At 58.1% G+C, this 13,169-nt stretch carries 8 protein-coding genes; 6 read left to right on the top strand and 2 right to left on the bottom strand.

What is annotated here, in order from left to right:
- Positions 1–271 precede the first annotated feature (271 nt).
- Both ACPUER_RS34545 and ACPUER_RS34540 read right to left on the bottom strand, forming a co-directional pair.
- Positions 272–829 (bottom strand): VRR-NUC domain-containing protein, encoded by a 558-nt coding sequence (locus ACPUER_RS34545; protein ID WP_425133300.1) that lies wholly within the window; start codon positions 827–829, stop codon positions 272–274.
- Positions 826–1,353 carry a PAAR domain-containing protein gene (locus tag ACPUER_RS34540; RefSeq protein ID WP_425133302.1) on the bottom strand — a complete coding sequence of 176 codons (528 nt, stop codon included), beginning with the start codon at positions 1,351–1,353 and terminating at the stop codon, positions 826–828. Before ACPUER_RS34540 ends, ACPUER_RS34545 begins: the two co-directional genes overlap by 4 nt.
- Before the next feature lie 762 nt (positions 1,354–2,115).
- Here ACPUER_RS34540 and ACPUER_RS34535 point away from each other — a divergent pair.
- The 6 genes from ACPUER_RS34535 (at position 2,116) to mcrC (ending at position 12,352) form a co-directional block, all read left to right on the top strand.
- Positions 2,116–4,452 (top strand): N-6 DNA methylase, encoded by a 2,337-nt coding sequence (locus tag ACPUER_RS34535; protein WP_425133299.1) that lies wholly within the window; start codon positions 2,116–2,118, stop codon positions 4,450–4,452.
- The gene (locus tag ACPUER_RS34530; RefSeq protein WP_425133301.1) at positions 4,449–5,498 is read left to right on the top strand and encodes a restriction endonuclease subunit S; all 1,050 of its coding nucleotides are present in this window, start codon (positions 4,449–4,451) and stop codon (positions 5,496–5,498) included. Before ACPUER_RS34535 ends, ACPUER_RS34530 begins: the two co-directional genes overlap by 4 nt.
- Before the next feature lie 9 nt (positions 5,499–5,507).
- Positions 5,508–8,594 (top strand): type I restriction endonuclease subunit R, encoded by a 3,087-nt coding sequence (locus tag ACPUER_RS34525; RefSeq protein WP_425133298.1) that lies wholly within the window; start codon positions 5,508–5,510, stop codon positions 8,592–8,594.
- Positions 8,591–9,319, top strand: coding sequence for a M48 family metallopeptidase (locus tag ACPUER_RS34520; protein ID WP_175963207.1), 729 nt, complete (start codon positions 8,591–8,593; stop codon positions 9,317–9,319). Before ACPUER_RS34525 ends, ACPUER_RS34520 begins: the two co-directional genes overlap by 4 nt.
- 70 nt (positions 9,320–9,389) lie before the next feature.
- Positions 9,390–11,225: an AAA family ATPase gene (locus tag ACPUER_RS34515; RefSeq protein ID WP_425133297.1), complete on the top strand. Its 1,836-nt coding sequence runs from the start codon at positions 9,390–9,392 to the stop codon at positions 11,223–11,225.
- Positions 11,222–12,352: a 5-methylcytosine-specific restriction endonuclease system specificity protein McrC gene (mcrC, locus tag ACPUER_RS34510; RefSeq protein ID WP_425133296.1), complete on the top strand. Its 1,131-nt coding sequence runs from the start codon at positions 11,222–11,224 to the stop codon at positions 12,350–12,352. Before ACPUER_RS34515 ends, mcrC begins: the two co-directional genes overlap by 4 nt.
- Positions 12,353–13,169 lie beyond the last annotated feature (817 nt).

Below are 13,169 nucleotides of genomic sequence, written 5' to 3'. Positions count from 1 at the left end.
GCTCTGCGATATCTCAAGTAGTTCTCTGCTCGGGTTTGCAAATGCTCAAGCGATTCGTAACGGTTGTTCGAAAGCGTATTCTGCAAAAACTCTTCCACGATCGGTGACGTATCAGCTTGGATCTGGTACGGCTGTGTACCGATGTGGGCCTGACTCGCGTGACGTGGCGGCATGCCCGACTCTGCGGCTCCGCCTTGCCGAACGCCTACTATCGCACGTGCAAGCGGTGTGTACGTATCCTCGCGCTGCGAGGTCAGATCGTTTGCGTTGCTTACTTGAAGTTGGAAGGGCCGCCAGCGATTTCGATGTAATCGTCCTCCTGGTCGGGGCCGTATGTGTCTCCGGGAAATTTCATCTCCACGACGGTCTTGATGTTCGACTGCACGGGCGGTTGTGATGGGTCGTTCACGATGACGACGTCGGGGCGGCGCACATCACCCTTCTCGTACTTCTTGCCCTTGCTGGGCCACACATCCTTGATCCACTGGCGAATCCCGGTATTGGGCTCGAGCGGGTCGTCATAGTCCATGATCGGCTCGGGCGGAACCGTCGTCATGTCGTACGGCTGTTCCGGGCGATATTCCGTCGGAACGCCTGTCTGCATCTTCGACACTTCGTTCGGCAGTCCGAGGCGCATCTCGACGCAACGCTGCCGCTGGATGGTCCCAGCTTTCGTCGCAACGCCGATGCGCCGGCACTCGCAGAACGTATGACACAGAACTTTGCGGTCTTTCGGTGAGAGCTTGGCCGCGCTAACCCCAACCTGGGTTGTTTGGCCGCCCGGGCTCATGCCCCCAGGCGATGAGCCCGGGGAGTAGCCGTCGCTCATGCGCTGCTCCCGGGCTGCTGGAACGACAGGGACGACGCCTGATGGCTACTGAGCCAATCCGTGTGGCCGCTGGCGTCTGTCGTGCCTTGGATTGTCTGGCCATCCGCAGACGTCACCGTGTACGGGTGATTCGCGATCGGCGCGTGCGTCTTGTCGTCGACGAGCTGGAAGCGACCGCGATACGCGCCATCGCCCTGCGCGACATTCTGCGCCAGGACGCTTTTACCCGAGCCGACCGAGCCGCCCGCGCCCGCCGTTGGTTCCACTGTCGCCTGACCTTGCGAGGCGATCAGCGATGCGCCACAGGCAGTCTTGTCGCCTTCGGTGGCGACCGCCCGGCCGCCGAACGTCATGCTGCGAACCCGGACGCCGACGATCGGATAGACGCCGCCGCACTTCGGGCACGACACCATGTCGCCTTCGAGCGCGAGCGGCTTGCCGAAGACGACGTTGGTAGACGTACAGGCGAGTACCCGGCCGCCGTGGTCGGTTGCATCGCCTTCGCGGATGAATGCTGAACTCATGCCGAATCCCCAGAGGAAAATCAGCGAGGAATCTAGCATGCCGCTATATCCCGCTTCCCCTGTCAGGACTGACGGGGAGCACTCTCCGACCGCGTTTCCAATCAGCAGTGGAACCTTGCCAGACAAGGCAAAGAGGCAGACAGAATGGCCCGTTTTGGAAACGCGGAATTGCGCTAAGTCCTTGCAATCGTTGACATTTTCGAGTGCTTTGTAATCATCAGGTGGCGGGTTCGAGTCCTGCAGCCGGCACCATATGCTTCTCCGACGACCTCCGAAGTCGTCCGAAAACCCCGCTAGAGTCCTTGATTCTGCGGGGTTTTTTGTTGTCCAACGCCGTTTAGGGGCCGAAGGAATCCAACTAGGTCCGAAAGGCTTGCTGGAATATTCGTTGGTATCTTGCAGATCCCTGTTGGTATCAACGAAATGAACCTTTCGGACCTCGCGATTTGCAACGCCAAGCCTCAAGACAAGCCGTAGGCGATCAGGTAGTCGAAGGGTGAAGGATAGGCTGGCATCACGGCTCCTCGGGGAAATTCGCCCGCGCGGGCGGAGCGGGCAGGCTGCTGCCGTGCTCGGAGCGGCGATATATGCCTAATGCTGTTTTCAATCGCTGCCGTGCTGGGATGTCTTAAAATTCCGGGCAAACCGGCACCTGAGTTGTCGTGCAGGTACCGACCCACGTTCCAACACAAGCCTATGGCAATCAAGAAATCCGACCTTTACTCGTCCCTCTGGGAGTCTTGCGATCTGTTGCGCGGAGGGATGGACGCGAGCCAGTACAAGGACTACGTGCTGGTCCTGCTGTTCATCAAGTACGTCAGTGATAAATACGCCGGGCAGCGCTATGCTCCGATCACGATCCTGGAAGGCGCCAGTTTCGCGGACATGGTGGCCCTGAAAGGCAAGCCGGACATTGGCGACCAGATCAACAAGAAAATCGTCGGGCCGCTGGCGGCCGCCAACAAGCTGTCCGACATGCCTGATTTCAACGATAGTGGCAAGCTCGGCACTGGCGCGGAGATGGTCAGACGTCTAACCGACCTGATCTCCGTGTTCGAGAATCCCGATCTGGATTTCTCGAAGAACTGCGCTGACGGCGATGACATTCTCGGGGACGCGTATGAATACCTGATGCGCCACTTCGCTACCGAAAGCGGCAAAAGCAAAGGCCAGTTCTATACGCCAGCCGAAGTTAGCCGCATCATGGCGCAGATCATCGGCATCAGCAGCACGCGCACGAGCAGCGAGACGACCGTATACGATCCGACGTGCGGCTCGGGCTCACTGCTGCTGAAAGTCGGCGACGCCGCGCCCACGTCGGTCACACTGTACGGTCAGGAAAAGGATTCCGCGACCAGTGGCCTCGCGCGCATGAACATGATCCTGCACGACAATCCCACGGCGCTGATCGGCCAGGGGAATACGCTGACCGATCCGAAGTTCAGGGATGGCGACAGGCTCAAGACGTTCGACTTCGTGGTGGCCAATCCGCCATTCTCTGACAAGCGCTGGAGCACGGGCCTCGACCCTTTAAACGACCCCTACGGACGATTCGATACATTCGGCGTGCCACCGGCCAAGCAAGGCGACTACGCTTACCTGCTGCACATTGTCCGCAGCTTGAAATCCACCGGGAAGGGCGCTTGCATCCTGCCACACGGCGTGCTGTTTCGCGGTAACGCGGAGGCCGAAATTCGCAGGAACCTCATCCGCTACGGATACATCAAGGGCATCATCGGCTTGCCGGCTAACTTGTTCTACGGCACTGGCATTCCGGCGTGCATCATCGTCATCGACAAGGAAGACGCGCAGGCACGTAAGGGCATCTTCATGATCGATGCGAGCCAGGGGTTCATCAAGGATGGCCCCAAGAATCGCCTGCGCGAGCAGGACATCCACCGCATCGTGGACGTATTCAACCGTCAGGACGAAAGCGATCCGCGCTATGCGCGCATGGTGAGCGTGGCCGAGATCGAGAAGAACGATTTCAACCTGAACCTGCCGCGCTATATCGACAGTAGCGTGGCTGAAGATATTCAGGACCTGAAGGGCCATTTGCATGGCGGCATTCCTGATGCCGACGTCGCTGCGCTCGATGACTATTGGGCGATCTGTCCGGCACTAAAAAAGACCCTATTCAAGCCGAGAACGCCGGGCTATTGCGATCTCGCGGTGGACAAGGCGGCGATCAAGTCAACGATTCTTCAGCATCCACAGTTTGCGGCCTTCATTGAAAGCATGGGTGCTCACTTCGAGCAATGGCGCGCCCGCACTGCGCAAACGCTGAAAGCACTGGAACCCGGCTTCCATCCGAAGCAGTTGATCGTGGAGCTGGCCGATGGGCTGCTGAATCACTACGAAGGCAAGCCGTTGATCGACGCCTACGACGTATACCAGCACTTGATGGATTATTGGGCGGAATCGATGCAGGACGATGCCTACCTGCTGGCGAGCGATGGCTGGGTGGCGAAGACCTATCGCATCATCGAGACGGACAAAAAGGGTAAGGAAAAGGACAGGGGCTGGACGTGCGACCTGCTGCCGAAGTCTCTCATCGTAGCACGGTATTTCGCGTCCGAGCAGAAGGCCGTCGACGATACCAGCGCCAGCCTAGAGGCGGTCAGTAGAGCGCTTTCCGAGTTGGAAGAAGAGCACAGCGGCGACGATCAGGCGTTTGCCGGATATGAAAAGATCAATGCGGCAGCGGTGAAGGAGCGCATCAGGGAGATCGGCGACGATGCGGATGCGGCAGACGAGCTGGCCGTGCTGAAGCAGTGGCAGGCGCTGGCCGACAAGGAAGCGAAGCTGAAGAAATCCCTGCGCGAGTTGGAGGCCGAGCTGGATGCCAAGGCATATGCGCAGTATCCGAAACTCACGGTGCCCGAAATCAAGTCGCTGGTGGTCGATGACAAGTGGCTGGCCGTGCTGTATGCCACGGTCTCGGCCGAGGTCGAGCATGTGTCGCAATCGTTGACCCAGCGCGTGCGTGTACTGGCAATGCGTTATGAAAACCCGCTACCCGTGCTGCTTGATGACGTTACTGCGCTGTCGGAGAAGGTGAGCGGCCATCTGCTGCGGATGGGGGTAACGTGGAGATGACGCCTTGGCGCTCTATCGAGCTTGGGAACGTGGTGACTTTTCAGCGCGGCTTCGATCTACCGCATCGGCACCGCAAGATGGGCTGCGTACCCATCGTAAGCTCTGCCGGGGTAACTGACCATCACGACGTTGCGATGGTTTCGCCGCCGGGCGTTGTGACCGGACGATACGGCACAATTGGGGAACTCTTTTATCTTGAAGGGCCGTTCTGGCCGTTGAACACCACGCTCTTTGTTCGCGACTTTCACGGCAACGACCCAAGATTTGCCTTCTATCTTTTACACCTGTTCGATTTCCAGGTATTCAGCGGTAAAAGCGGCGTACCAGGCGTGAATCGAAATGATCTTCACGCTGAACGGGTGACGATTCCGACCGACGTAGCGGAACAGTCCGCCATCGCCTCCGCCCTGAGCGACGTCGATGCCCTGCTCTCCAGCCTGGACGCCGTGATCGCCAAGAAGCGCGACATCAAGCAGGCGGCCATGCAGCAGTTGCTCACGGGCAAGACACGGTTGCCGGGGTTTGGTGGGGCGTGGGAGTTGAAGCGAGTAGGTGATGTTTTGACGATTCGCCACGGCAAAGACCAGAAAGCCGTTATGTCTTCTAGCGGCCAGTATCCCATCCTTGCTACTGGGGGGCAGATTGGCTGGGCGAAGCAGTGGCTCTATAACCGGCCTTCGGTGCTGATCGGGCGAAAAGGAACGATTGACCGTCCCCAGTACATGGATCAGCCGTTCTGGACGGTCGATACGCTTTTCTACTCCGAGTTGAAGTCGAAAAACGTCGCCAAGTACTTCTACTATCGTTTCTGTTTGATTGATTGGCTGCAATATAACGAGGCATCGGGTGTGCCGAGTCTCAATGCTAGAACTATCGAAACCATTGAGTTGGCTTGCCCTGAGCCAGAAGAACAAACCGCCATTGCCGAAGTGCTCTCCGACATGGACGCCGAACTGGCAGCATTGGAAGCGCGACGCGACAAAACTCGACTGCTGAAGCAAGGCATGGTGCAGGAACTGCTCACGGGCAAAACAAGATTGGTGTAGGGGACCCACATGACCGACGAAATCGGCAAGTCAGAAAAAGCCACGCAGAACCGCGTGATCAAGCTGTTCACCGAGCAGTTGAAGTACGACTATCTGGGCGACTGGACCGATCGCGTCGGCAACAACAACGTCGAAGAAGGTTTGCTGACGGCCTACCTGACCGAAGCCGGCTATCGTCCCGCACAGATCAGCCAGGCCATTCATCGGCTCAAGACCGAAGCCAACCACCCGCAGCGCGACCTTAGCGCCAACAACGAAGCCGTCTATCAGCTCCTTCGCTACGGCATTCCCGTCAAGGTCGAAGGCGACAAGGTCGCGCAGACCGTGTGGCTCATCAACTGGACGCAGCCAACTCGCAATCATTTCGCGATTGCGGAGGAAGTCACCTTGAAGGGCGGATACGAGCGTCGACCGGACATCGTGCTCTATGTGAACGGGATCGCCATCGGTGTGTTGGAGCTAAAAAACAGCCGCGTGAGCATTGGTAATGGCATCCGTCAGAATCTGTCCAACCAGAAGCCCGAGTTCAATGCATGGTTCTTCAGCACCGTGCAATTTATCTTTGCCGGTAACGATTCGGAAGGGCTGCAATACGGCACGACCGGCACGCCGGAAAAATTCTTTCTCCGGTGGAAAGAAGACGAGGCGGATAACAGCGGTTACAAGCTCGACAAGTACCTGTTCACGATGTGCAGCAAGGTCCGGCTCATCGAGCTGATGCACGACTTCGTCCTGTTCGATGGCGGCGTCAAGAAGCTACCGCGCGTGCACCAGTATTTCGGTATCAAGGCCGCGCAGGAACATGTGCGCAAACGCCAGGGCGGGATCATCTGGCACACTCAGGGCGCGGGCAAGAGCATCTTGATGGTGCTGCTGGCTCGATGGATTCTGGAAAACAATCCTCACGCTCGTGTCGTCGTCATTACCGATCGCGATGAACTCGACAAGCAGATCAAGCGTGTGTTCGAGGACAGTGGAGAGACGATTCATCGCACCAGTAGCGGCCGTGACTTAATGACACGATTAGGTCAGCCGACACCGCGCCTGCTGTGCTCGCTAGTGCACAAGTTCGGAGCGGGCAAGGGACTTGGTGATGGGGACTTCGATGCATTCATCAAGGAACTCGAGTCGCAGCCCAGCAGTGCCGTGGGTGATCTTTTTGTATTTGTCGATGAATGCCACCGCACGCAAGGCGGGCGTCTGAACCGCGTGATGAAGGCGATGATGCCGTCGGCCGTGTTTATCGGTTTTACTGGCACACCGCTGCTCAAGCGCGACGCCGCGACCAGCCTTGAAGTGTTCGGCAGCTACATTCATACCTACAAGTTCAGCGAGGCAGTAGAAGACGGGGTCGTACTTGATCTCGTCTACGAGGCGCGCGACATTGATCAGCAGCTCGGCTCCCAGGACAAGATCGACAAATGGTTCGAATCGAGGACCAAGCCGCTGAACGACTGGCAGAAAAACGAACTGAAAAAGCAGTGGGGCACGATGCAGCAGGTGCTCAGTTCGCGCGCCCGCATGGATCGCGTGGTCGAGGACATCATCTTCGATTTCAGCATCAAGCCCCGACTCTCCAGCGAACGCGGCAATGCCATGTTGGTGGCTTCCAGTATCTATGAGGCTTGCAAGTATTTCACGCTGTTCCAGAAGACGCCGTTCAAGGGCAAGTGTGCGGTTGTTACGTCGTACAACCCGCTGGCCAAGGACGTGACGTTAGAAGAAACCGGCGCGAATACCGAGACCGACAAACAGTTCATGTACAACACCTACACCGAATTGCTGAAGGACGTGCAGGCCAAGGCGGGGATGTCGAAGACCGAGACGTACGAAGAGCAGGCCAAGGCCCGGTTCATCAACGAGCCGGCCGGCATGAAGCTGCTGATCGTCGTGGACAAGCTGTTGACCGGGTTCGATGCACCGCCCTGCACTTATATGTATATCGACAAGTCCATGCAGGATCATGGACTGTTCCAGGCCATCTGCCGTACGAACAGGCTGGATACCGCTGACAAGGATTTCGGCTACATCGTCGATTACAAGGACCTGTTCAAGAAGGTCGAGAAGGCCATCGCGGTATATGCGTCTGAGCTGGACCACAGTGCAGGTGGTGCAGATCCCGAAATCCTGCTCGAGAGCCGGGTCCAGAAGGGTAAGGAGCGCCTGGATGCGGCGCTGGAAGCGCTGGCGCTGCTGGTGGAGAAGGTTGAGCCGCCCAAGGGCGAGCTGGAACACATCCATTATTTTTGCGGCAATACTGAGATAGCCGACGACCTCAAGGCCCGCGAGCCGCTGCGCGTTGCCTTCTATACGGGCGTCGTCGGCTTGCTCCGTGCCTATGCGCTCATTGCTGATGAACTGGATGAGGCAGGCTACAGCGCTTCGCAACAAGTCATCATCCGCCAGGACCTGGACCAGTATGTGAAGCTGCGCGAGTTGATTCGCCTGGCGAGCGGCGAGACGCTTGATCTCAAGCCGTACGAAGCCGACATGCGCCACCTGATCGACACGTACATCGCGGCCAGCGAACCGCGCAAGATTTCCGAGTTTGAGAACATCGGTTTGCTCGACCTGATCGTGAAGACCGGCATTGCCGATGCGATCGCGAAGAAACTGGGCAGCATGAAGGACCGTCAGTCGGTCGCCGAGGCGATCGAGAACAACGTGCGCAGCAAGATCGTCAAGGACCATCTGACCGATCCGGCGTATTTTGCAAAGATGTCGGCGCTGCTCGATGAGATCATCAAAAAGCGTAAAGAGAAGGCGATCGAGTACGAGGAATACCTGAAACAGATGGCCGATCTTGCGACCCGGGTGCAGGCAGGCAAGTCGGAAGATACCTTTGTTACGCTCGATACTGCGGGCAAGCGTGCGCTGTTCAATAACCTGAAAGTTGGGAATAACTGTACGCCGGAACAGGCGTTGGCCCTGTCGCTCGAACTGGACGCCGCCATCAGGCGTGTCCGTCCGGCTGACTGGCGCGGTGTGGTGCCGCGTGAGAACGTCATCAAGCACGCGATGTGGGAAATCCTGAAGGACGAGCGGGAGGTCGAACGGCTGTTCCTCATCGTCTTCGAGCAGAAGCAGGAGTATTGAACGTGGAAGTGGGTGAGGTCATCGATCTCGGTGATATTCATGTCGATCTGATAAGGAAGGACATCAAGCATGTCCATCTGAGCGTGTATCCGCCAGACGGGCGCGTCCGGATTTCTGCGCCTCTGCACATGACGCCCGACATCATCCGCGTGTATGCCATCACCCGGCTGGACTGGATCAGGCGACAGCAGCGCAAACTACTTTCGCAGGAACGGGAGACGGCCCGTGAATATCTGGACCGGGAGAGCCACTATGTCTGGGGAAAGCGTTACCTGTTGCGCATTGTGGAAGCCGACTCGGCACCGGCCGTGCGGCTGAACCATTCGACGCTCGAACTCAGCATACGCCCAGGCAGTGACGCGAGCCGCCGCCGTGAAGCGCTTGACGCTTGGTACCGGGACCAGGTTCGTGCAGTCGTGCCGGCGTTGCTGAAAAAATGGGAGACGCTTCTGGGCGTCAAATCTCGCCGTGTCCTCGTGCAGCACATGAAAACGCAGTGGGGAAGCTGCAACCCGGCGTCGGGCAACATCCGCCTGAATACGGACTTAGCTCGCAAGCCGACAGATTGCTTGGAATACATCCTCGTGCATGAACTGCTGCACCTGATCGAGCCGACCCACAACGCGCGGTTCCAGTCGTTGATGGATCGGTTCATGCCGCAGTGGCGGCAACTGAAGGACGAATTGAATCGCTTGCCGGTGCGGCATGAGGAGTGGGCGTATTAATGCGTGACAATTGCAGTCGCGACCCGTCGGAGGGTACGTCGATTGCGTAGTGCCTTTAAGGGGTTAGTTTGTGACGACAGCCACACTAGAAAAGAAGAATCGCTTCACCAAATACTTCCCGCTATTGCTTGATGCGCTGCGGTCGGTCGACCCCGAGCCCATGCGCCCCGCTCAAGCCCTTGCCTGGATCCGGGCGAACGCTTCCGTTGCTGATGACGACCTGGTTCGTCATATCCAGGGCGGTAGCCAATCAATCTTTGAAAACGATGTGCATTGGACCCGGTTTTACCTGGTGAAGGCTGGGCTCATTAGCAATGCAAAGCGCGGATTCTGGAGTCTGACGCCCGAAGGCCGCGGCACCCACTTGACGCCTGACGACACATGGGATTTATACGTTCGCATCCGCGACGCTAACCGCCCCGGGAATGCTGCGCCCGAAGATGAGGTTTCCGCTCCTGATCTGGGGGAAGAGTCGGACGACAGTAAGGCTTACTGGTTCGTCGGGGCGCTGTGGGAGGACGATCAACTTCAACGTTTCCTCAGCGAGGGTATTTGGCAAAACGGATACACGGATCAGTTCCTCGACCTGGTTCGCAAGATCCGACCGGGAGATCGGATCGCTATCAAGGCTGCCTTCGTGCAGAAGCGGCGGTTACCGTTTGATGTGGGAGGCAAATCCGTATCTGCGATGCGAATCAAGGCCACCGGCACCGTTCTGGAAAATATGGGTGATGGTCGCACGGTCCGTGTGGCTTGGGACCCGGTGGGAGCGCCGCGTGACTGGTTCTTTTATACATACCGCAACACCATTGCCCAAGTTGATCCAGAGGCAGAGGACGGACGCCGGCTAATCGAATTCACGTTCAAGGGGGCCTCGCAGGATTACGCATGGTTCTTGGCCCAGCCTTATTGGAAAGAGAAATACGGCGACCGCGTCGGCCTTGTTGCTGCGCATAACGAAACCGAAACTGCTTCCATCGAAGACGAGGAAGAAGTCACGGAGGCGGTCACCCCGTCTTATACAGTCGATCAGATCGTCGCAGACGGATGCTTTCTGTCGGTCGACGAGCTTGCGACGATACTGGGGCGGTGGCGAACAAAGAAAAACCTTATTCTTCAGGGGCCGCCAGGTACGGGGAAGACCTGGCTCGCGAAGCGTCTGGGCTTCGCGCTTGTTGGATCGGATGACCGCGATGCGACGCGCTCCCGTTTGCGGATTGTGCAGTTTCACCCGTCATTGGCATACGAAGATTTCGTGCGTGGCTGGCGCCCGGCCGGAAACGGTCAGCTCGCCTTGGTGGACGGCATCCTCATGCAGGCAATTCAGGCGGCAGAGAGCGAACCAGACCTGCCGTTTGTGTTGGTGATCGAGGAGGTCAACCGAGGAAACCCGGCTCAGATTTTCGGTGAAATGCTGACGTTACTGGAAGCGTCAAAGCGCCACCGTTCCGAGGCGATGGAACTGGCGTACCGCAAGGAGGCAGGCGAGCGCATTCACGTTCCGGACAATCTGTACGTGATCGGCACGATGAACGTTGCGGATCGGTCGCTTGCCATTGTGGATCTGGCGCTTCGTCGCCGCTTTGCCTTCATCGATCTTGAGCCGCGGTTCGATTCGCCATGGCGTGCGTGGTGTGCGGGGCGTGGGCTCGAAGACGGATTGATTGCTGAAATTGAACGCCGGATCGTCGGTCTAAACAAAAAGATCGAAACGACGGTTTCGCTGGGGCCGCAGTTTCGGATCGGTCATTCTTATCTGACGCCAGATGGCAGTGTTGATGACGGTGCAGCATGGTTCCAAGCCAAGGTCGAGACGGAGATTGGCCCGTTGCTGGATGAGTACTGGTACGACTCGCCAGAAACGGCTCGCGAAGCCAAACAAAAGCTGCTCGCGGGGCTCGATTGAGCACGTCAGCAAAACAGGGTGGCGCTATAGAAAACCGGAAGATTGGCCGCATTCCGGTACGTAACCTGTGGCTCTTGATGCTGTACGCCTCAGATCTAACGCGCATCAAAGAGGTATTCAATGCGCTCGTAGAGGATGACCTTGAGGATATTCCCGATCTGGTGGCAAAACTGCTGGCTCATGCCGTGGAGCAGCGCTTGCGCCGGAATGTTACGCGCGGATATCAGCATCGGGCGCAAAGCCTCACTCGTGTGCGGGGGCGCATCGATATCTTGAGAACCGAAGCGCAGCAGTTGTTGTCGCGAGGCGAGGTGTATTGCCGTTTCGAGGAACTAACGACCAACACGCCAAGAAACCGTCTCGTTCGAGCAGCATTGGACTTGCTGGCGAGCCTCGTGCGCGATCGCGATCTGGCCAGGCAGTGGCGCTCGCTTGCCGCGACCCTTGGTCGTTCCGGGGTAGCGGGTGTGCGCCCTTCTCGTGCCGAACTGGCGCAGGATCAGATCGGCCGCAATGACCATGATGACCGGCTCATGGCCGAACTGGCGAAATTGGCATTTGATCTGGCTCTGCCGACCGAAGAAGCTGGGCCGACGACGTTGGTTTCTCCTGAGCGGGGTGGCGTGTACGTACGTCGCCTGTTTGAAAAGGCAGTACTCGGCTTTGCGCGCGTTGAGCTGGAGCGCATCGGTTGGCGAGTCCGTGGAGGCACGTGCATGGACTGGCAGGTGTCGGCGGCGTCAGATGGGGCTGCCGAGATTTTGCCGGGCATGATCGCCGACATCATCATTGATGATCTCTGCGCTGGTCGCAGACTCGTCATTGACACAAAGTTCACATCGGTTCTCGGTGCAAGCCGCTTTGGCGGCGCGAGTCTGAAAAGTCCATACCTGTATCAGATGTACACGTATCTGCGCTCGCAAGAAGGGCTCGATTTGCTATGGGACGGGGCGTCGGGGTTGTTTCTGCACCCAGCCGTCGACGTCCGCATTCGCGAATCAGTGACGGTTCAAGGGCATGCCATCGCGTTCGCGACTGTGGATCTTGGCCGTGAAGTGTCGTCGATCCGAACAGAGCTTCGCGGGATATTGCATTCAGGGTTCTGCTTCGATACGAAACGATCTTGATTGATGCGATCAACCTCGAGCTCCCGGTCACGAACTGCCAGGGATTCGATGTCATCGAGCACTGGCCGAAGGAGGGCACTGACGCGATCCACGATGGGAAAGAGATTGCAGTAGGCCGTGGGTGCGCCGTTTAGACGGTCCGTTTTTGATGTGAAGATTTCGGTATGAAGGTCGACTTCAAGCGGGGTGAAAATCTGTGTATATATCGAAAATGAGGATTGCCAGCTTTCGCCGGTTTGGCGAAGGTAAGGATGCGTTCGAACTCCCCCTGAAGCCCGGTCTTACGGCACTCGTCGGGATGCCGCTCGGGCGTGCGGTGAACGTGGTCGTGCGCTGCATGCGCGATGCTGGCGAATCGGCACGCAGCGGCATTCCGTATTCGGTTGATCCGCGCTGACAGGCGCGAAAAGGAAAGCGGGAAAGCGCGCGGCTGGCGGCCACGAACGCGAGGCACTTCATCTTCGGCAACCGGATCGGTATCGGACCGAACGCGCGTGCGACGCGCGCCGTTGCTCCCCGTTTTACTGTCACGGTCGCGTCACGATGCGCCCATAAGGTTACGTTCCCGTCGCGGCGACATCGCCGGGGCCGGGGCGTGCGCAACCAGCTTCCGACGACGTGCCCGCGTCGCAGGCGGGCAACCGGGATCTCGCTCCCGGCGGCGCACCGTTCACGCATTCCACCATTTCATTCGAACATTTGAAAACACGATCGACGCCGATTGACCGTAAGCACTCGATCAGCACCGTAGCGTAGGTCGACGACGACGGGGAGCCGCGATGCTATCGGATGGGCACGACGTGAGCAGTAGACGGCA

This window comes from Burkholderia sp. DN3021, from assembly GCF_049805555.1.
Lineage (GTDB): Bacteria > Pseudomonadota > Gammaproteobacteria > Burkholderiales > Burkholderiaceae > Burkholderia > Burkholderia pyrrocinia_C.
This window is presented reverse-complemented; position numbering and strand designations above follow the sequence as displayed.